Below are 18,402 nucleotides of genomic sequence, written 5' to 3' on the forward strand. Positions count from 1 at the left end.
GGCGCCGCGCGGATTGGCGGCTTGCTGGAGTGGATACCGCGGCGGCGGCGCCGGTTGCATCGGCGGGCGCGTGCGATCGCTTGCAACCGCGGCCCTGCCGGGCGTATCCCGTGCACATGGATCAGGTTTTCAATGCGGGCGGCGCCAACGCGCTGCGCGATGACGCGCACGGCGACGATGCCGCGCGCGTCGCCGCCGTGCTCGCCGGCACGCCCGGGGCCTTCGAAGCGCTGGTGCGGGACTACCAGCGCCTGGCCTGGCACGTGGTGCAGCGCATGGTGCGGCACCCGGAGGACACCCGAGAACTGTGCCAGGAGGTGTTCCTGCGCGTGCACCGCTACCTGCCGCAGTACCGCGCGGACGCGCCGCTGAAGGCATGGATCGCGCAGGTGGCGTACTCGGTGGCCAGGCGCCACCTGGAGCGCCGCAGGATTCCGCTGGCGGAGCCGATCGACGGCGACGCGCTGGCACCGGCCGAGCGCGTGGCCGACGCGTTCGACCTCGCTGCGGCGCACGCCGAAGCAGACGAGGCGCGCCACCTGCACGCGGCGATCGACGCGCTGCCGCCGCTGCAGCGCACCCTGCTCACCCTGTACCACCTCGAAGAACTGCCGATCGCGGAGATCGCCACGATCACCGGGCTCGCCGAGGGCACCATCAAGAGCCACCTGTTCCGCACCCGCAAGGCCCTGCGCGCCGTGCTGGAACGCCGCATCGGAGTCGCCGCATGAAACCGCATCCCCCGATCGATGAACGCGAATGGCAGGCGCAGGAGCGCGCGATGCGCCGCAGCGCGCCGGGCGGCCACGAGGATCCGCTGGTGGCGGGCTACCGCAAGGTGGCCGCGGCGGCACGCGCGGCGTCGCCACCCGAACTGCCGGAGGATTTCGCGGCGCAGGTCGCTGCGCTCGTCGGCGGTGAAGCGCGGGCGGTGCCGGATGGCCGTCTCGAACGCGTGCTGCTGCGCATCCTGCTGGCGTTGCTGCCGGTGGCGCTGGCCGCGGTGCTGGTGCTGTTCGGTGCGCGCTGGTGGCAGGCGGCGTCGGGCGTGCTGGGCGAGGACGCGCTGCGCTGGCTGCTGGTGGCCCTTGCCTGCGCGGTCGTGTCCTGGGGGATCGACCGGGTGCGGGCTGGCGCCGACTACCCCGGCGGCGGCCACGCCGCTGCCTGAGCCCGGTCAAGCGGGCGCGCGTTCCTCGTCGGCGCCGAAGCGGCGCGCGTAGTCGCGTTCGGCCGAGGTGCCGTTCACCTCGCTCGCGGCGAGATCCGGCGCGCCGTAGACGGCATAGACCGGTGCGCCTTCCGTGCGGCCGACCAGATGCAGGCGATACCGCGAATGCCCGCTGCCGGTATCGGGCGGGTAATGGGCGGGCGGCTCGCCGCCGTCATAGGCGATTTCGGTGTTGTCCACGGGACCGCCGACAAAAAGCAGGCGCATGTTGCCTCCAGGGTGTTCGGGTCTGCATCCATCCTCGCCGCCATGGCGTTCAACGGCGATGAAACCGGCGTGCCCGAGCCCCTCACGTAGAATCGCGGTCCCTCCCCGCGGCGAACCCACCTCCATGCCAGGCCCCAACGGCGACCCCGCGCTCGACGCGCTGCTGCTGCCCTTTGCCGAAGGCGAACTCGCCTGGCCGGCCGACGGCGCACTGTTCCTGCGCGCGCGCGCAGGCGCGGCCCTGCAGGCGCAGGACCGGCCCGGGCTGGTGTGCGAACAGGGCTATCGCCCGGATGCCGCAGCCCTGGCCAGCGCCGGGTTCAACGTGCGCGACCCGGCAGACGCACCCGACGACGGTCGCCGCTGGCCGCTGGTGCTGCTGCTCCCGCCGCGCCAGCGCGACGAGGCACGCGCGCTGTTCGCCGAAGCCTTCGCGCGGGTCGCGCCGGGTGGCACGGTGATCGCCAGCGTGGCCAATGACGCCGGCGCGAAGTCCGCGGAAGCCGATTTCGCGCGCATCGCCGGCAGCGTGGTGACGCGCAGCAAGCACAAGTGCCGCGTCTTCCATGCGCGTGCCGATGGCCAGGGCGATGCCGCGCTGGCGGCGCAGTGGCGCACGCTGGACGCGCCCCGGCGCATCGCCGGCAACCGCTTCCTGAGCCGTCCGGGCGTGTTCGCCTGGGACCGCATCGATCAGGCATCGCAGCTGCTCGCCGAGCACCTGCCCACCGACCTGGCCGGTCGCGCCGCCGATTTCGGCGCGGGCTGGGGCTACCTCGCCGGCGAGCTGCTGTCGCGCAATCCGGGCATCACCGCGCTCGACGCCTTCGAGGCCGAGGCGCGCGCGCTGGCCCTGGCGCGCGAAAACCTGGCCGGGTTCGCAAACGCGGTGGCGCTGGGCTTCCACTGGCACGACGTCACCGCCGGCGTCCCCGGCACCTACGACGTGATCGTGAGCAACCCGCCGTTCCACGTGCCCGGCGGCGCCGAGCGCCCCGACATCGGCCGCGCCTTCATCGCCAGCGCCGCGCAGGCGCTGAAGCCGGGCGGCCGGCTGTGGCTGGTGGCCAACCGCCACCTTCCCTACGAGGAGGCACTGGGCGCCGGCTTCGGCACGGTGCGCCTGGTCGCGCAACACGACGGCTTCAAGGTGGTGGAGGCGGTGAAGTCCCTGCCCAAGCCCCCCGCGCGCCCGGTGCGCCCCGAGCGCGAGGCGCGCTGGCGGTGAAGCTGGTGCGCATGCTGGCCAATCTCGGCCACGGCAGCCGCAAGGAGGTCGCCGCGATGTTCCGCGAGGGCCGCGTCACCGACGCCGCCGGCGAGGTGCTGTATGCCGACGACCAGCCTGACCGCGACAACGTGCGCGTGGACGGCGAGCGGCTCGACCCGGCGCCGGGCATGCTGTTGATGCTGCACAAGCCGATCGGCCACACCTGTTCGGCCAAGGATCGCGGGCGCCTGGTCTACGACCTGCTGCCGCCGCGGTTCGCGCTGCGCTCCCCCACGCTGTCCACCGTCGGCCGGTTGGACCGCGAGACCAGCGGGCTGCTGCTGATGACCGACGACGGCCAGCTGCTGCACCGGATCATTTCGCCGAGGGCGGGGCTGCAAAAGGTCTACGAGGCCACGTTGGCCGAGCCGCTGCGCGGCGACGAGGCGGCGATCTTCGCCAGCGGCACGCTGATGCTCGAATCCGAGAAGACCCCGCTGCTGCCCGCGGACCTGGACGTGCTGGGGCCCACGCACGCGCGCCTCACCTTGCATGAGGGCCGCTACCACCAGGTGCGGCGCATGTTCGCCGCGGTCGGCAACCACGTGGTCGCGCTGCACCGGCCGCAGGTGGGCGGGCTGACGCTCGGCGACCTGCCGGAAGGCGCGTGGCGCCTGCTCGACGACGGCGACCGCGCGCAGCTGTACGCGGGTGGCGACGCCGGCGCGACGCAAGCGCCGTAATCAGTCGAACAGCTTGCGCCAGCCGGCGTGGCCGAGGTCCTCGAGCGTGCGGATATTGCGCTCGACGATCGCATCCGGATCCGGGAACGCGTCCACCGCGCGCGACACGCTGTCCTCGCGCAGCAGGTGCAGGGTCGGCCACGGCGAGCGGTTGGTGAAGTTGGCGATGTCGTCCGGCGCGCTGCCGGCGAACTGGTACTGCGGGTGGAAGCTCGCCACCTGCAGCACGCCTTCCAGGTCGAGTTCGCCGACCAGCGCGTCGGCGTGTTCCAGGAAGTCGTTGTAGTCGAGGAAATCCGTCAGCACGTGCGGGTGCACGATCAGCGTGGTGTCGGTGGCCTCGGCCGGCGTGTCGCGCAGGTGCAGCAGCTCCACGCCCAGCGTTTCCAGCAGGCCCGCGGCGTCGCGCGCCTCGCTGAGCACCATCCGCACCTGGCCCTTGGCCACCACCGCCTTGGCGAAGGGGCAGAGGTTGAGGCCGATCACGGCGCGCTCGAGCCAGCGCGAGGTTTGGCCGAGGTAGTCGGGCGCCATTCCCGCGTGCCTGGGCTCAGTCACGGAAGTTGTCGAACTGGATCGGCTGTTCGAATTCCTTGCTGCGCAGCAGCGCCATGGCCGCCTGGAGGTCGTCGCGCTTCTTGCCCGTCACGCGCAGCTTGTCGCCGTTGATCTGGGTCTCGACCTTCAGCTTGGCGGCCTTGATCTCGTTGCCGATCTTCTTCGCCAGCTCGCGCTCGATGCCCTGCTTGACGGTGATCTTCTGGCGCGCGCCGGCGAGGTTGGTGTCGACGTCGCCGAATTCCAGGCAGCGGGTGTCGATCTTCCGCGCCGCCAGGCGGGCACGCAGGATGTCGGTCATCTGCTGCAGCTGGAACTCGCTGGGCGCCGACTGCGAGATCACGTTGTCCTCGCGCGTGAACGTCGCCTCCACGCCCTTGAAATCGAAGCGCGTGTCGAGCTCGCGGTTGGCCTGGTCGACCGCGTTGGTCAGCTCGTGGGTGTCGACTTCGGAGACGATATCGAAGGAGGGCATGGCGTTTTCTGGCGGGTTCCGGGGGGCCACAGGGTACCGCACCGCGCACGCCGGCCCGGCGCGCGGCATCATGGCGGTCTCCCCCCGCAGACCGAGGTGCCCCATGCACAAGACCGCCGCCTATGCCGCCACGTCGCCGACGTCGCCGCTCGCCCCGTGGACGCTGGAACGCCGCGCCCCGCGCGCCGGCGAGGTGCTGATCGACATCCGCTACTGCGGGGTCTGCCATTCCGACCTGCACACCGTGCGGGGCGACTGGGGCCCGATGGACTACCCGCTGGTGCCCGGCCACGAGATCGTCGGCCACGTCGCCGCGGTCGGCGAGGGCGTCAGCCGTTACAAGGTGGGCGACGCGGTCGGCGTCGGCTGCTTCGTCGATTCCTGCCGTGCCTGCGAGCACTGCAAGGCCGGCGAGGAGCAGTACTGCGCCGAGGGCATGGTCGGCACCTATGCGGGACGTGACCGCAGCACCGGCGAGCCCACCCAGGGCGGCTACTCCACGCGCATCACGGTGCACGAGGACTACGTGCTGCGCATCCCCGAGGGCCTGCCGCTCGACCGCGCGGCGCCGCTGCTGTGCGCCGGCATCACCACCTGGTCGCCGCTGAAGCATTTCGGCCTCAAGGCCGGCGACGAACTGGCGGTGGTCGGCCTCGGCGGGCTGGGGCACATGGCGGTGAAGCTGGGCGTGGCGCTGGGCGCCAACGTGACCGTGCTCAGCACCTCCGAGGGCAAGCGCGCGGACGCGCTGGCGCTGGGCGCGCACGCGTTCGAGGTGGTCGGCAAGGATCCCGCGGCCGGAAAGAAGCTCGCGCGGCGTTTCCACATGATCCTCGACACCGCGTCGGCCGCGCACGACTACAACCTCTACCTCGGCATGCTGAAGGTCGACGGCACCATGGTGCTGCTGGGCATGCCGGAGCCGACGCTGGTCGGCGCGGGTTCGCTGGTGATGGCGCGCCGGCGCCTGGCGGGGTCGCTGATCGGCGGCATCCGCGAGACCCAGGAGATGCTGGACTTCTGCGCGGCCAACGGCGTGGTGTCGGACATCGAGCTGATCGACATCGCCGACATCAACGAGGCCTACGAACGCATGCTGCGCAGCGACGTGCGCTACCGCTTCGTGATCGACGCGGCCAGCTTCGGCGGCGCCTGAGCAGCCAGTGGAGATCGCGCCCGACCCCGGCGCTGCCGCCGCGGCCGCGGCGGCCGCCGGCGACCGCCAGCACCGCCGCGCCGTGCTGGCGATGCTGTTCGCGGTGCTGGTGCTGTGCGCGATGGATGCGTGCATGAAGCAGCTGGCCGGGCATTACCCGCCGATGCAGGTGGCGGCGCTGCGCGGCATGGTCGGCTTGCCGCTGGTGCTGGCCTGGGCCGCGGCGAGCATCGGCCTGCCCGCGCTGCTGCGCGTGCACTGGCCGCTGCACCTGCTGCGCGGGGTGCTGGGCGTGGTGTTCCTGTCGTGTTTCGTGGCCGGGCTGCGCGACCTGCCCATGTCGACCGCGTACGCGATCAGCTTCGTCGGCCCGCTGCTGGTGACGGCCATGGCGGTGCCGCTGCTGCGCGAACACGTCGGGCCGCGGCGCTGGACGGCGATCGCCGTGGGCATGGTGGGCGTGCTGGTGGTGCTGCGCCCGGGCGGCGAGGGCGTGATGACGCGCGCGGGCCTGCTGGTTCTCGCTGCCACGGTCTGCTACGCGGCTTCGGTGGTCACGGTGCGCATGCTGGCGCAGCGCGACAGCGCGCAGGCGCTGGTCTTCTGGTTCCTGGCGATGGTGGCGATCGGCGCCGGGCTGCTGGCCTGGCCGCAGTGGGTGCCGCTGCGCGCGGCGGACGGCTGGCTGCTGGGTGGCGTGGCGCTGTTCGGCACGCTCGGCCAGGTGGCGTTGACCCACGCCTTCCGGCTGGGCGAAGCGTCACTGGTGGCGCCGCTGGAATACACCGCGCTGGTGTGGGTGGTGCTGCTGGACGTGGTGCTGTGGCAGGTACTGCCCGATGCCATGACCTGGCTGGGCGCGGGGATCATCGTGGTCAGCGGCCTGTACCTGATGCGCCGCGAACGCGTGGTGCGCGCCGCCCCGCTGCCGCGCAGCGGCGACTGAAACGCGGAACGGGCCCTTGCGGGCCCGCTCCGTTTCCATCGTGTACCCGGCCGTGGCCGGAAGGCTCAGAAGCGTGCGCCGATACCCACGCCCACGACCACCGGGTCGAGCTTGGCGTCCCCGGCCTTGACGCCGTCGATCTTCACCTCGGAATCGCTCTGGAAATAGCGTGCATCGGCACGTGCGAACCAGGTCGGGCTGATGTTGACGTCCATGCCGACCGTGGCTACGCCGCCTTCGGCGGTTTCCACGCCAACGCGGTCGCCGGCCAGGGTGGCGGATTCGTTGTTGTAGTTGGTCTGGTGGTAGCCGAGGCCCACGAACGGCCGGACCGTGCTTTCCACCGTGCCGAACCGGTACTGGCCGCTCAGCGAATATGGCTGGGCGTCGACGCTGCCGACCTTCTGGCCGCCGGAGGTCACGCGCTGACCGTAGCTGTCGGCGCCCCAGGCTTCGATGCCGATGTTGTCGGTGGCGTGCCAGGTGACGCCGAGCGTCGGGGTGCCTTCACCGGCGAATTCGGTGCGCGCGCCGGCGATTTCCGGATTGCGCGTGGGTTCGACCATGGAATAGCCGCCCACGACCGACACGTGCTTGCCGGCGCCGTCGGCGGCGAATGCGGCGGACGGCAGGATGGCCAGGGCCAGGGCGGCGGGGAGCACCAGCCTGGTGATGCGGGAAATGGTCTGCTTGGGGGACATTGGGGGAGGTCTCCTCTTTAAGGACATGTATGCCCCGGGGAGTGGGGCGCAGCTACCCTAGCGACGCGCCCATGAATCGAACTTGTCGCACCGCGCCTGTTGCGGGAACTTCCACACATCGCGTTCAGATCGCGAACGCGGCGACCATCAACGTGAACGGCGCGCGTCGATGGTCATGGCACCCAATGGCAGGTTCCGCATGGCACGTGCGTTGGATAGAGTCATCTTCCGCACTCTCTGACCAGGCTGGCATGCGCACGACCGCGATCGCCCTTTCCCTCCTGCTCGCCTGTGGCGGCGCCGCTGCCGCCGATGTCCAGGTCGACTGCGACATCGACAGCGACTACGACTTCCACCTGAGCGAGAAGAGCGTGATCCTGCTCGACAGGGGTGCGTCGCCGCACACCGTGCTGGTCCGCAAGGGCCGCCTGTTCATCGACGACCGCTGGGTGCAGGTGTCCGCGGCCGACGCGCGACGCCTGGTGGAGTACGAGCGCGAGGCGCGTGCCGCCATGCCGCTGGCCGCGTCCGTCGCGCGCCAGGCCGCCGGCATCGCCTTCGAGGTGCTGGGCGAGGTGGCGGCCGGCTTCGGCAGCGACCCGGACGCCGCGCGGCGCAAGTTCGCAGGCGTGCGCAAGGAGCTCGATGCCGCGCTCGCCGCGTCGGTGACTCCGAGCCGCTTCAACCGTGAGCAGCTCAACGACGCCATCGGGACGGCCGTGGCGCAGGCGGTGCCGACCCTGGTCGGCGATATCGTCGGCGGCGCGCTGCGCGCCGCGTTCAGTGGCGATGCCAGCCGCCTGCAGCGCCTGGAATCCCTGGATGCCGACATCGAGGCCTTGGTGGAGCCGCGTGCCCGCGCGCTGGAAGCCGACGCCCAGGCGCTGTGCAAGCGCATGGAAGCCCTGGACGCGCTGGACGATGCGCTCGAGTACCGGCTGCCGGATGGGCGCGCGCTCGACCTGCACCGGGTGGACACCGGGTCCCGCGCGGCGGGTGGTTGACGCGGGAACTGCCCGCCAAGGTTGGCGCATTCCTGCAGCGGGGCCACAATAGCCCGTCCCCAGATCGTGGAGTGCCGGATGGCCAGTCCCCAGGAAGCGCGCGTGCCGGACATCGGCGGCTATGACGACGTGCCGGTCATCGAGGTCCTGGTCGCCGTGGGTGACACGGTCGCCCGCGACCAGGGCCTGGTCACGCTGGAATCCGACAAGGCCACGATGGAAGTGCCCGCGCCGTTCGCCGGCGTGATCCGCGAGCTCAGGGTCAAGCTGGGCGACACCATTTCCGAAGGCGGAGTGGTGGCGCTGATCGAGCCGACCGGGGCGGACGCGGGTGCCGACGCCGCGCCGCAAGGCGGCAAGAGCGCCGAGGCGCCTGCCGTGCAGGCTGGTCCGGCCGCTGCCGACAACGGCCGCGCGCAGCCGGACGCCGCCGCGGGCGCCACGCCCGCGGTTGAAACCGGCCACCAGGTGGAGCCGGTGGCGGTCGCCGCCACCCCCGACAACATCGCCCAGGCGTCGATCGACAGCCAGGCGGCGAAGACGCCGTCGGTCAGCGGCCAGCCCGCGGTGCGCTTCGAAGGCGACGCGCTGATCCCCGGCAAGCTCCCCTACGCGAGCCCGGCGGTGCGCCTGTTCGCGCGCGAGCTCGGCGTCGACCTGTTGCAGGTGACCGGCAGCGCGCGCGGCGGGCGCATCGTCCGCGAGGACGTGCAGCAGTTCGTCAAGGGCGCGCTGCAGCGTGGCCCGGCGGCCGGCGCGTCCGGCGGCGGGCTGGACCTGCTGCCGTGGCCGAAGGTCGACTTCAGCAAGTTCGGCGAGACCGAGGTGCAGCCGCTGTCGAAGATCAGGAAGATCTCCGGCGCCAACCTCGCGCGCAACTGGGCGATGATCCCGCATGTCACCCAGCACGACGATGCCGACGTCACCGACCTCGAGGCGCTGCGTGTCGCGCTCAACAAGGAAAACGAGAAGTCCGGCGCCAAGCTGACCATGCTCGCCTTCATCATGAAGGCCGCGGTCGCGGCGTTGAAGAAGTTCCCCGAGTTCAACGCCTCGCTGGACGCGTCCGGCGAGAACCTCACGCTCAAGAAGTACTTCCACGTCGGCTTCGCCGCCGACACGCCCAATGGGCTGGTGGTGCCGGTGGTGCGCGACTGCGACCGCAAGGGCGTGATGGAGATCGCCGCCGAGACCGGCGAGCTGGCGAAGAAGGCACGCGACGGCAAGCTCGGTCCCGCGCAGATGAGCGGCGGCTGTTTTTCGATCAGTTCGCTGGGCGGGATCGGCGGCACCTCGTTCACGCCGATCGTCAACGCGCCGGAAGTCGCCATCCTCGGCGTGTCGCGCGCGGCCATGAAGCCGGTCTGGGATGGCCAGGCGTTCCAGCCGCGGCTGGTGCTGCCGCTGTCGCTGTCCTATGACCACCGCGTGATCGACGGCGCTGCCGCCGCGCGCTTCACCGCGTACCTGGCGCAGGTGCTCGGCGACATGCGCCGGGTGCTGCTGTGAGCGCCGTGACCGGCCTGGTCGACGTCAAGGTCCCCGACATCGGCGGCTACGACGATGTGCCGGTGATCGAGGTGCTGGTCGCGGTCGGCGACACGGTCGCCATGGACCAGGGCCTGGTCACTCTGGAGTCGGACAAGGCGACGATGGAAGTGCCGTCGTCGGTGGCCGGCGTGGTGCGGGAGCTGAAGGTCAAGGTGGGCGACACGATTTCCGAAGGCGGGGTGGTGGCGGTGATCGAGGCCGCGGGTGATGTCGCCCCGTCTGCGCCTGCCCCCGCTGGCGATGCGCCGGCATCCGCCCCGACGGTGATGGCAGCCGATGCCGGGCCCGGCAAGCCGCCAGTCGCGCGCTCGCATCGCGCCCCCGCCGAACCGCAGGCGTCGCAGGCCGCCGCCGCCAGTGGCCGCACCGCCGACATCGAGTGCGCGCTGGTGGTGCTCGGCGCCGGCCCCGGTGGCTATACCGCCGCATTCCGCGCCGCCGACCTCGGCATGGACGTGGTGCTGGTGGAACGTTACACACAGCTCGGCGGCGTGTGCCTCAACGTCGGCTGCATCCCGTCCAAGGCGCTGCTGCACGCCGCCGAAGTCATCGACGAGGCTGCGCACGCGGCCGACTACGGCATCAGCTTCGGCACGCCGAAGATCGACCTGGACGGCCTGCGCGGGCACAAGGAGCGCGTGGTCGCGCAGTTCAACAAGGGCCTCGCCGGCATGGCGAAGCAGCGCAAGGTGCGCGTGGTGACCGGCAGCGGCATGTTCGTGTCCGGCAACGAGCTCGAGGTCACCGACGCGGACGGCAAGGCGCAGCTGCTGCGCTTCGGCCAGTGCATCATCGCCGCCGGCTCGCAGGCGCTGAAGCTCCCGGGTTTCCCGTGGGACGACCCGCGGGTGATGGATTCCACCGACGCGCTGCAGCTGGCCGACGTGCCCCAGCGCCTGCTGGTGGTCGGCGGCGGCATCATCGGCCTGGAAATGGCCACCGTGTACCGCGCGCTGGGCAGCGAGGTCACCGTGGTCGAGCTGGCCGACCAGCTGATGCCGGGTGCCGACAAGGACCTGGTGAAGCCGCTGGCAGACCGCCTGAAGAAACAGGGCGTGGCCATTCACCTGAAGACGAAGGTGGTCGAGGCCAAGGCCGGGAAGCAGGGCATTTCCTGCAGCTTTGAAGGCGAGAGCATTCCCGCGGGCGACCTGTTCGACCGCGTGCTCGTCGCGGTGGGCCGCAGCGCCAACGGCGGCAAGCTCGGCGCCGACAAGGCCGGCGTGGCCGTCGGCGAGCGCGGCTTCATCGACGTCGACCTGCAGATGCGCACCAACGTGCCGCACATCTTCGCCATCGGCGACCTGGTCGGTCAGCCGATGCTCGCCCACAAGGCGAGCCATGAAGGCAAGCTTGCGGCGGAAGTCGCCGCCGGCGAGAAGCGCGAGTGGGTGGCGCGGGTGATCCCGTCGGTCGCCTACACCGATCCGGAGATCGCCTGGGTGGGCGTGACCGAGACCGAGGCGAAGGCCAAGGGCCTGAAGGTCGGCGTGGGCAAGTTTCCGTGGGCGGCAAGCGCGCGCGCGGTTGGCATCGGCCGCAGCGAGGGCTTCACCAAGCTGCTGTTCGACGAACCCACCGGCCGCATCGTCGGCGGTGCGATCGTCGGCCCGCGCGCCGGCGACCTGATTTCGGAAGTCGCGCTGGCGATCGAGATGGGCGCCGAGGCGGCCGACATTGGCCACACCATCCATCCGCATCCCACGCTCGGCGAGTCGGTGGCGATGGCCGCCGAGATCTTCGAAGGCACCATCACCGACCTGTACCTGCCGAAGAAGCGCTGACGCGCATTCCCGACGCGGTTCCCGGCCGTCCGCCGGGACCGCATTGCGTGACCGCCAGTGCGCAGGTACGCGACGGCCGTCGCGGTTCCACCCGCCTTAGGGCCAGCCCCATCTGTTGCCACGTGCCGCCAGCGCGCCCACTCGGTGCGCCGGCGGCGACGCCTGCATGCGGTTCCCGCATCGGGGACGGGGTCAACGCGCGCAAGCGCAGTCACGAGGGGTGGAAAGAATGAGCATTCGAAGCAAACGGGCACGGTCCGCGGCCACGCTGTCGGCCGGGGTCCTGTGCTGTGCCATGGTCGCCGGCGCCGCGACTGCCCGCGACGTGCCGCGCGCGCCGGTGACCGGCGCGGACGCGCTGGCCGACGCGGCCGCGCAGCGCGAGGAAGCCGCACTCGAAGCACGCCTGCGCCATGAGGAGACCCGCCTGCGCGCGGAGCGTGCCGCCTATCCGGGGTACTTCGCGCGCGCCTATGCCGCGTATCCGGCGATCCCGCGCGGAACGCTCGAGGCGCTCGCCTTCGTGCAGAGCCGCTGGCACAACGTGCAGCCGGCGGCCGATGCCGCCATGGCCGATCACCACATGCCCGAAGCCCACGGCGTGATGGGCCTGTATGCCGGCAACGGCTTCGCCGACCAGGTGGGCGAGGCTGCGGGACTGCTCGGCGTGAGCGCCGGTCGCGTGAAGCGCGATCCCGCGACCAACGTCATGGCCGCCGCCGTGCTGCTGGACCGCGTCCTGCGCGGCCACGACGTGCGCGCGCCCGAAGCACTGGCGCCGGTACTGGCCGCCTACGCCGGCTTCGCGCAGGCGCCCGGCAGCGGCGCGATCGACGACTACGCCCGCGCCAGCTTCGCGTTCGACGTGCTGCTGGCGATCGACCGCGGCGTGAGCGAGAAGGGCATGGTGGTGCCGCAGCGCGCGGTGGCCTGGGAGCGTGCATTCCCGGCCGACCAGCTGGCGCGCCTGAACGCGCCGTTCGTGCGCCTGGACGTGGAGAACGACCGCATCGAGACCGACGCATGGGCGATCGATCCGGTCAGCGAACAGCTGGTGCGCAAGGATGCCGCCGCCGCCCGCGGCGACGTGGGCGCCACGAGCACCGACTACGGCCCGGCGATCTGGAACCCCGCGCACTCGACCAACTACAACGCCTCGCGCGCAGCCGCGGTCAGCGCCGTCACCCTGCATACCGCGCAGGGCAGCTACGCCGGCACGATCTCGTGGTTCAAGAACTCGACCGCCAATGTCAGCGCGCACTACGTGATCCGCAGCTCCGACGGCCAGGTCACGCAGATGGTGCGCAACGCGCACACCGCCTGGCACGTGCGCAACCAGAACAGCTACACGCTGGGCATCGAGCACGAGGGCTATGTCAACAACAGCGCCTGGTACACGAGCGCGATGTATGCCGCGTCGGCGGCGCTGGTGCGCGACTTCTGCGCCAAGTACAGCGCGATCAGCTGCGCAAGCGCGTACCGCGGCGCGCCCAGCAGCGGCATCAACGTCCTGCCCACCAGCGTCAAGATCAAGGGCCACCAGCACTTCACCGGGCAGACCCATACCGATCCGGGCATCAACTGGAACTGGGCGAGCTACTACACGCGTTTGAATCCCGGCTCCGGCGGCAGCACGCGGATCCTCGACAGCTTCGAGAGCAGCGTCGGCCACTTCAACACGGGTCCTGCGTACTCCGGGAGCACCACGGGGATCTCGGCGGCATCCACCGCCACGCGCGACTGCGCCACCCGTAAAAATGGCAGCTGCTCGCTGCGCGTGCTGCTGAAGGACAACACTGCGACGTCGGCAAGCTGGGCCGTGCGCCTGCTGTCCGGCTCCGGCAACCCGGGCAGCAACACCGCGATCACCCGCGCCAACGGTTCGGTCGGGTTCTGGGTGTTCTCGGCGGGCAGCGGGCTGACCGTCGGCGTCGGCATCGATGACAGCGACGGCACCGAGCGGTCGGTGAGCCGCAGCGTGCCGGCCAACACCTGGACCTACGTGCAGTGGAGCCTGACCGACGCCGCGCAGTGGGATGCGTGGGTGGGCAACGCCAACGGTGCGATCACCGCGGCCAGCGTCCAGCTCGACGCCATCTGGCTGTACCACGCCAACACCAGCTACGACCTCAACGTGTATATCGACGACGTGCAGGCCCGCAACTGAGTCCGCAATGCGAAGCCCCGGCGCCCGCCGGGGCTTCGTTGCGTCCGCGGCATGAAAAAAGCGAAGCCCCGGTAGCAGCCGGGGCTTCGGGCGGAGGTCTGTACGGATCGACGAGGAGTGCACAGGCCACGCGCAGGAGGATGGACCGCGGTTTTCCGCCAAGGTTCCGCGGTTCCCGGCATTGATTTGCTGAACGGGGGTCTTCGGGCCGGGGTCACGTCGCCGGAGCGGGGTGGTGGTGCTCAGAATGACCGGGGCTGGTATACTTTCGGGGCTAGATGGGGCCGATTGTGTTGGCGGTCCCGCTCCACGGCCACAGGATCCCATGTGTTGACTTCCGTTGCCGCAGGCTGGCGGCTGGTACGGCGCGCACTCATCTGGCAGGTGGTTGCGGTCGCGGTGCTCGCGCTGGCCTTCGCCCCCGTGGGGGCGGCCTGGAGCCTTGCGGCGCTGGCCGGGGGTGGGGCGATCGCCGTCGGCGGCGCGCTGTCCGGGGCCCTGGCGCTAGGCGGAGGAGTGGGGCCCGCCACCGGTGCGCTGATGCGCATGGTGCTGGGCCTGGCGGTGAAGTGGCTGGTGGTGGTCGTGGCATTGGTCCTGGCGGTCGGCGTGGCGCGGTTGCCCGCGCTCGCGGCGCTGGCCGGGGTCGTGGTCGCCTTGGTGGTACAGATGCTGGCGATGGCCGGCGTTACTCGATACGGGAAGCATTGAACATGGCGGCTGAGTCGGATCTGACCCCCACCAGCTACATCCAGCACCACCTGCAGAACCTCACCGCGCAGGTTGGCGAGGGCGGCTTCATGACCGTCAACGTCGACACCCTGGTGAGCTCGGTGGCGATGGGCCTGCTGGTCACCTTCCTGTTCTGGCTGGGTACGCGCCGGGCCACGGCGGGCGTTCCGGGCAAGTGGCAGGCGGTGGTGGAAATGATGCTGGAGTTCGTCGACCGCCAGGCGCGCGACACGTACCACGGCTCCAGCAAGCTGGTCACGCCCATCGCGATCACGCTGTTCTTCTGGATCCTGCTGATGAACATGCTGAAGTTCATCCCCGCGGACTTCTTCGCCATCCCGCTGTCGTGGGTAGGCGTGGAGTACTGGAAGCCGGTGCCCACCGCCGACGTCAACGCCACCCTCGGCATGTCGATCAGCGTGTTCTTCCTGATGCTGTTCTTCGCGCTGCGCGCCAAGGGCATCGGCGGCTTCACCAAGGAATTCCTGACGGCGCCGTTCGGCAAGTGGATGATGCCGTTCAACCTGATCCTCAACATCGTCGAGTGGGTGTCGAAGCCCATTTCGCTGGCGATGCGACTGTTCGGCAACATGTTCGGCGGCGAGATCGTCTTCCTGCTGATCTGGGTGCTTGGCGGCGCCGGCATCCTCGGCCTCATCGGCAGCGCGGTGTTCGGCTTCGGCTGGATGATCTTCCACATCCTGGTCGTGCCGCTGCAGGCCTTCATCTTCATGATGCTGTCGATCGTCTATCTCAGCCTGTCCGAGGACAGCCACTGAGGCCCGCGTCGCCCCGCTTTGTTCCACCCTTCCGATAAACCCTCGCAACGTCCGTTCCGGAGAACACCATGGAAATCGTCATCAGCTCCCTCGCCCAGGTCCAGGCCTCCACGGTCCTCGCCATCGGCATCATGATCGGCCTCGCCGCCCTCGGCGCCGGCCTCGGCCTCGCCATCATGTCCGGCAAGTTCCTCGAGTCGGCCGCGCGCCAGCCCGAGCTGATCCCGGTGCTGCAGGTCCGCATGTTCATCACCGCCGGCCTGATCGACGCCGCGTTCATCATCAGCGTCGCCGTCGGCCTGCTGTTCGCCTTCGCAAGCCCGTTCCTGGGCCCGCTGCTGGCGCAGGCCGGCGCCTGATCGCGTCGACACGCCGGGTGCGGACGGCTTGACCGTCCGCGCCACGGCGTGAGAGCCGGCATGCACCGCATGCCCCGACCACCAGGACAGGCATTGCCATGAACATCAATCTCACCCTGATCGCCCAGGCGCTCGCATTCGCGGCGCTCATCTGGCTGATCGCGACCTTCGTCTGGCCGCCGTTGCTCAAGGCGATCGAAGAGCGCCAGCAGAAGATCGCCGAGGGCCTCGCCGCCGCGGACAACAGCCAGCGCGCGCTTGCGCAGGCCCAGGACACGGCGAACCAGGAACTCAAGGCGGCGCGTGCCAAGGCCAACGAGATCATCGACCAGGCCCACCAGCGCGCCACCCAGATCGTCGATGCCGCGCGCGTCGAGGCCCAGACCGAGTCCATCCGCCAGAAGGCGGTGTTCGAGGCCGAGATCGAGGCGTCCGCCAACCGCGCCCGCGAGGACCTGCGTCGCCAGGTGTCCGCGCTGGCGGTGACCGGCGCCGAGCGTCTGTTGAAGCGCGAGATCGACGCCGGCGTCCACAAGGCGCTGCTCGACGAACTCGCCGCGGAGATCTGAAGCCGATGAGCCAGGAGATCACCCTCGCCCGCCCCTACGCGCGTGCCGTATTCGGCATCGCCCGCGACGCCGGCGCATTCGTGCCGTGGTCGCAGGCGTTGGCGTTCTCCGCCCACGTGGCGGCCGATCCCCGCGTGCGCCCGCTGCTGGGCCACCCGGAGTTCGCCGACGCGGAAGCCGTCGCACTGTTGTCGCCCGACAACGTGCCGCACGACTTCGCCGCGTTCCTGGCGCTGCTGGCCGGCAACGGCCGGTTGGCGCTGCTGCCGGAGGTCGCCGCGCTCTATGAAGAGCTGCGTGCGGACGCCGAGCAGGTGGTGCGCGCCACGGTGACCTCGGCGACGGAACTGCCGGCCGCCGAACTCGACGCGATCCGCGGTGCCCTCAAGCGCCGCTTCGGCCGCGACGTCGAGGTGCAGACCGCCGTCGACGCCGCGCTCATCGGCGGCGCGGTGATCAGCGCCGGCGACGTGGTCATCGACGGCTCGCTGCGCGGCAAGCTCTCCCGCCTGCAGTCGGCACTCAGCCAGTAAGCATCGGACGCGGCAGCCGCCAGCAGCCACCGCTGCGCGCCGCGACCACCACAAAGCTCCACTTATCGCGCACCACCCGAACCGGTGCGCCCGAGGATCCCGGAAATGGCAAGCACCCAGCTCAACCCCTCTGAAATCAGCGAACTGATCAGGAGCCGCATCGAGAAGGTCAAGCTGGCCGCCGAAGCGCGCAACGAGGGCACGGTGACATCCGTGTCCGACGGCATCGTGCGCATCTACGGCCTGGCCGACGTGATGCAGGGCGAAATGATCGAGCTGCCGAACGACACGTTCGCGCTCGCGCTCAACCTGGAGCGCGACTCGGTCGGCGCCGTGGTGCTGGGCGACTACCAGAACCTGCGCGAGGGCGACGTGGCCAAGACCACCGGCCGCATCCTCGAAGTGCCGGTGGGCCCGGAACTCCTCGGCCGCGTGGTCAACGCGCTCGGCGAGCCGATCGACGGCAAGGGCCCGATCGGCGCCGCGCAGACCGCCCCGGTGGAGCGCGTCGCCCCCGGCGTGATCTGGCGCAAGTCGGTCGACCAGCCGGTGCAGACCGGCTACAAGGCGGTCGACTCGATGATCCCCATCGGCCGTGGCCAGCGCGAGCTGATCATCGGTGACCGCCAGACCGGCAAGACCGCGCTGGCGATCGACGCGGTGATCAACCAGAAGGACACCGGCATCAAGTGCGTGTACGTGGCGATCGGGCAGAAGGCCTCGACCGTCGCCAACATCGTGCGCAAGCTGGAAGAGAACGGCGCGCTGGCGCACACGGTCGTGGTTGCCGCGACGGCGTCGGAATCGGCGGCGATGCAGTACATCAGCCCCTATTCCGGCTGCACCATGGGCGAGTACTTCATGGACCGCGGCCAGGACGCGCTGATCGTGTACGACGACCTGTCCAAGCAGGCCGTGGCGTACCGCCAGATCTCGCTGCTGCTGCGCCGCCCGCCGGGCCGCGAAGCCTACCCGGGTGACGTGTTCTACCTGCACTCCCGCCTGCTCGAGCGCGCCGCGCGCGTCTCCGAGGACTATGTAGAGAAGTTCACCAACGGCGAAGTGAAGGGCAAGACCGGTTCGCTGACGGCGCTGCCGATCATCGAGACGCAGGCCGGCGACGTGTCCGCGTTCGTGCCGACCAACGTGATCTCGATCACCGACGGCCAGATCTTCCTCGAGACCGACCTGTTCAACGCCGGCATCCGCCCGGCCGTGAACGCCGGCATCTCGGTGTCGCGCGTCGGTGGCGCCGCGCAGACCAAGATCATCAAGAAGCTGTCCGGCGGCATCCGCATCGCGCTGGCGCAGTACCGCGAGCTGGCGGCATTCGCGCAGTTCGCGTCCGACCTCGACGAGGCCACGCGCAAGCAGCTCGAGCGCGGCCAGCGCGTTACCGAACTGATGAAGCAGAAGCAGTACGAGCCGATGTCGGTGGCGCTGCAGGCGCTCTCGATCTACGCGGCCAGCGAGGGCTACATCGACGACGTGCCGGTCGCCAAGATCGGCGCCTTCGAGGAAGGCCTGCACGCCCACTTCGAGAACACCGCCGGCGAGCTGCTCGCCAAGGTGAACGCCTCGGGTGCGTGGAACGACGAGATCGAAGCCGCGTTCAAGCAGGGCATCGGCGACTTCAAGGCGACCGGCAGCTGGTAAGCCGCACGCCGGCGGACACGGGCGCGCAGGCGCCCGCGCAC

General features: G+C 70.5%; 20 protein-coding genes. 16 read left to right on the plus strand and 4 right to left on the minus strand.

Going from position 1 to position 18,402, the window contains the following annotated elements:
- Positions 1-116: 116 nt before the first annotated feature.
- Entirely contained in the window at positions 117-731 is a 615-nt protein-coding gene (locus IDM46_RS01665; protein ID WP_185114637.1) for an RNA polymerase sigma factor, read from the plus strand.
- The gene (locus IDM46_RS01670) at positions 728-1,171 is read left to right on the plus strand and encodes a hypothetical protein (protein WP_182823149.1); all 444 of its coding nucleotides are present in this window, start codon (positions 728-730) and stop codon (positions 1,169-1,171) included. The genes IDM46_RS01665 and IDM46_RS01670 overlap by 4 nt, the downstream gene beginning before the upstream one ends.
- Positions 1,172-1,177: 6 nt before the next feature.
- On the opposite strand, the gene IDM46_RS01675 is transcribed toward IDM46_RS01670, so the two are convergent.
- Positions 1,178-1,438 (minus strand): hypothetical protein, encoded by a 261-nt coding sequence (locus IDM46_RS01675; RefSeq protein WP_182823147.1) that lies wholly within the window; start codon positions 1,436-1,438, stop codon positions 1,178-1,180.
- 124 nt (positions 1,439-1,562) lie between these two features.
- On the opposite strand from IDM46_RS01675, the gene IDM46_RS01680 reads away from it, so the two are divergent.
- Both IDM46_RS01680 and IDM46_RS01685 read left to right on the plus strand, forming a co-directional pair.
- A complete protein-coding gene (locus IDM46_RS01680; RefSeq protein WP_182823145.1) occupies positions 1,563-2,666 on the plus strand; it encodes a class I SAM-dependent methyltransferase in 1,104 nt (367 codons plus the stop codon).
- Positions 2,663-3,391, plus strand: a complete 729-nt coding sequence (locus IDM46_RS01685) for a pseudouridine synthase (protein WP_185114638.1) — start codon at positions 2,663-2,665, stop codon at positions 3,389-3,391. The genes IDM46_RS01680 and IDM46_RS01685 overlap by 4 nt, the downstream gene beginning before the upstream one ends.
- On the opposite strand, the gene IDM46_RS01690 is transcribed toward IDM46_RS01685, so the two are convergent.
- Positions 3,392-3,925 carry a DUF1415 domain-containing protein gene (locus IDM46_RS01690; RefSeq protein WP_185115224.1) on the minus strand — a complete coding sequence of 178 codons (534 nt, stop codon included), beginning with the start codon at positions 3,923-3,925 and terminating at the stop codon, positions 3,392-3,394.
- 16 nt (positions 3,926-3,941) lie between these two features.
- On the minus strand, positions 3,942-4,424 hold the full coding sequence (locus IDM46_RS01695) for a YajQ family cyclic di-GMP-binding protein (RefSeq protein WP_185114639.1): 483 nt from the start codon (positions 4,422-4,424) through the stop codon (positions 3,942-3,944).
- Positions 4,425-4,527: 103 nt separating this feature from the next.
- Between IDM46_RS01695 and IDM46_RS01700 the strand changes: the two genes are divergently transcribed.
- Complete coding sequence (locus IDM46_RS01700; protein ID WP_185114640.1) at positions 4,528-5,580, plus strand: NAD(P)-dependent alcohol dehydrogenase; 1,053 nt, start codon at positions 4,528-4,530, stop codon at positions 5,578-5,580.
- A gap of 91 nt (positions 5,581-5,671) precedes the next feature.
- A complete protein-coding gene (locus IDM46_RS01705) occupies positions 5,672-6,526 on the plus strand; it encodes a DMT family transporter (RefSeq protein WP_185115225.1) in 855 nt (284 codons plus the stop codon).
- 65 nt (positions 6,527-6,591) lie between these two features.
- Here IDM46_RS01705 and IDM46_RS01710 read toward each other — a convergent pair whose 3' ends face one another.
- Complete coding sequence (locus IDM46_RS01710) at positions 6,592-7,227, minus strand: OmpW family outer membrane protein (RefSeq protein WP_185114641.1); 636 nt, start codon at positions 7,225-7,227, stop codon at positions 6,592-6,594.
- 251 nt (positions 7,228-7,478) lie between these two features.
- On the opposite strand from IDM46_RS01710, the gene IDM46_RS01715 reads away from it, so the two are divergent.
- The 10 genes from IDM46_RS01715 to atpA all read left to right on the plus strand — a co-directional run bounded on the left by IDM46_RS01715 (position 7,479) and on the right by atpA (position 18,361).
- Positions 7,479-8,231, plus strand: a complete 753-nt coding sequence (locus tag IDM46_RS01715) for a DUF2884 family protein (RefSeq protein WP_185114642.1) — start codon at positions 7,479-7,481, stop codon at positions 8,229-8,231.
- Positions 8,232-8,309: 78 nt separating this feature from the next.
- The gene (locus tag IDM46_RS01720; protein WP_185114643.1) at positions 8,310-9,740 is read left to right on the plus strand and encodes a dihydrolipoyllysine-residue acetyltransferase; all 1,431 of its coding nucleotides are present in this window, start codon (positions 8,310-8,312) and stop codon (positions 9,738-9,740) included.
- 5 nt (positions 9,741-9,745) lie between these two features.
- The gene (gene lpdA / locus IDM46_RS01725) at positions 9,746-11,566 is read left to right on the plus strand and encodes a dihydrolipoyl dehydrogenase (RefSeq protein ID WP_223878093.1); all 1,821 of its coding nucleotides are present in this window, start codon (positions 9,746-9,748) and stop codon (positions 11,564-11,566) included.
- Positions 11,567-11,795: 229 nt separating this feature from the next.
- Positions 11,796-13,733: a peptidoglycan recognition family protein gene (locus tag IDM46_RS01730; protein WP_221441760.1), complete on the plus strand. Its 1,938-nt coding sequence runs from the start codon at positions 11,796-11,798 to the stop codon at positions 13,731-13,733.
- 330 nt (positions 13,734-14,063) lie between these two features.
- Positions 14,064-14,444, plus strand: coding sequence for a hypothetical protein (locus IDM46_RS01735; protein ID WP_185114645.1), 381 nt, complete (start codon positions 14,064-14,066; stop codon positions 14,442-14,444).
- Positions 14,445-14,446: 2 nt separating this feature from the next.
- On the plus strand, positions 14,447-15,244 hold the full coding sequence (gene atpB / locus IDM46_RS01740) for a F0F1 ATP synthase subunit A (RefSeq protein ID WP_185114646.1): 798 nt from the start codon (positions 14,447-14,449) through the stop codon (positions 15,242-15,244).
- A 68-nt stretch (positions 15,245-15,312) separates the two neighbouring features.
- On the plus strand, positions 15,313-15,603 hold the full coding sequence (gene atpE / locus IDM46_RS01745; protein WP_182823122.1) for a F0F1 ATP synthase subunit C: 291 nt from the start codon (positions 15,313-15,315) through the stop codon (positions 15,601-15,603).
- A gap of 98 nt (positions 15,604-15,701) precedes the next feature.
- Positions 15,702-16,172 carry a F0F1 ATP synthase subunit B gene (locus IDM46_RS01750; RefSeq protein ID WP_182823120.1) on the plus strand — a complete coding sequence of 157 codons (471 nt, stop codon included), beginning with the start codon at positions 15,702-15,704 and terminating at the stop codon, positions 16,170-16,172.
- A 5-nt stretch (positions 16,173-16,177) separates the two neighbouring features.
- The gene (locus IDM46_RS01755; RefSeq protein ID WP_185114647.1) at positions 16,178-16,705 is read left to right on the plus strand and encodes a F0F1 ATP synthase subunit delta; all 528 of its coding nucleotides are present in this window, start codon (positions 16,178-16,180) and stop codon (positions 16,703-16,705) included.
- Between the two features lie 105 nt (positions 16,706-16,810).
- Positions 16,811-18,361 (plus strand): F0F1 ATP synthase subunit alpha, encoded by a 1,551-nt coding sequence (atpA, locus tag IDM46_RS01760; RefSeq protein WP_182823115.1) that lies wholly within the window; start codon positions 16,811-16,813, stop codon positions 18,359-18,361.
- Positions 18,362-18,402 lie beyond the last annotated feature (41 nt).

The sequence above is a fragment of the Luteimonas sp. MC1825 genome, assembly GCF_014764385.1.
GTDB lineage: Bacteria > Pseudomonadota > Gammaproteobacteria > Xanthomonadales > Xanthomonadaceae > Luteimonas.

Bases quoted from the DNA above. Each gene is read 5' to 3' on its own strand.
- IDM46_RS01665 (WP_185114637.1), top strand. From the start codon at position 117: ATGGATCAGGTTTTCAATGCGGGCGGCGCCAACGCGCTGCGCGATGAC.
- IDM46_RS01670 (WP_182823149.1), top strand. From the start codon at position 728: ATGAAACCGCATCCCCCGATCGATGAACGCGAATGGCAGGCGCAGGAG.
- IDM46_RS01675 (WP_182823147.1), bottom strand. From the start codon at position 1,438: ATGCGCCTGCTTTTTGTCGGCGGTCCCGTGGACAACACCGAAATCGCC.
- IDM46_RS01680 (WP_182823145.1), top strand. From the start codon at position 1,563: ATGCCAGGCCCCAACGGCGACCCCGCGCTCGACGCGCTGCTGCTGCCC.
- IDM46_RS01690 (WP_185115224.1), bottom strand. From the start codon at position 3,925: ATGGCGCCCGACTACCTCGGCCAAACCTCGCGCTGGCTCGAGCGCGCC.
- IDM46_RS01695 (WP_185114639.1), bottom strand. From the start codon at position 4,424: ATGCCCTCCTTCGATATCGTCTCCGAAGTCGACACCCACGAGCTGACC.
- IDM46_RS01700 (WP_185114640.1), top strand. From the start codon at position 4,528: ATGCACAAGACCGCCGCCTATGCCGCCACGTCGCCGACGTCGCCGCTC.
- IDM46_RS01705 (WP_185115225.1), top strand. From the start codon at position 5,672: ATGCTGTTCGCGGTGCTGGTGCTGTGCGCGATGGATGCGTGCATGAAG.
- IDM46_RS01710 (WP_185114641.1), bottom strand. From the start codon at position 7,227: ATGTCCCCCAAGCAGACCATTTCCCGCATCACCAGGCTGGTGCTCCCC.
- IDM46_RS01715 (WP_185114642.1), top strand. From the start codon at position 7,479: ATGCGCACGACCGCGATCGCCCTTTCCCTCCTGCTCGCCTGTGGCGGC.
- IDM46_RS01720 (WP_185114643.1), top strand. From the start codon at position 8,310: ATGGCCAGTCCCCAGGAAGCGCGCGTGCCGGACATCGGCGGCTATGAC.
- IDM46_RS01730 (WP_221441760.1), top strand. From the start codon at position 11,796: ATGAGCATTCGAAGCAAACGGGCACGGTCCGCGGCCACGCTGTCGGCC.
- atpB (WP_185114646.1), top strand. From the start codon at position 14,447: ATGGCGGCTGAGTCGGATCTGACCCCCACCAGCTACATCCAGCACCAC.
- atpE (WP_182823122.1), top strand. From the start codon at position 15,313: ATGGAAATCGTCATCAGCTCCCTCGCCCAGGTCCAGGCCTCCACGGTC.
- IDM46_RS01750 (WP_182823120.1), top strand. From the start codon at position 15,702: ATGAACATCAATCTCACCCTGATCGCCCAGGCGCTCGCATTCGCGGCG.
- IDM46_RS01755 (WP_185114647.1), top strand. From the start codon at position 16,178: ATGAGCCAGGAGATCACCCTCGCCCGCCCCTACGCGCGTGCCGTATTC.
- atpA (WP_182823115.1), top strand. From the start codon at position 16,811: ATGGCAAGCACCCAGCTCAACCCCTCTGAAATCAGCGAACTGATCAGG.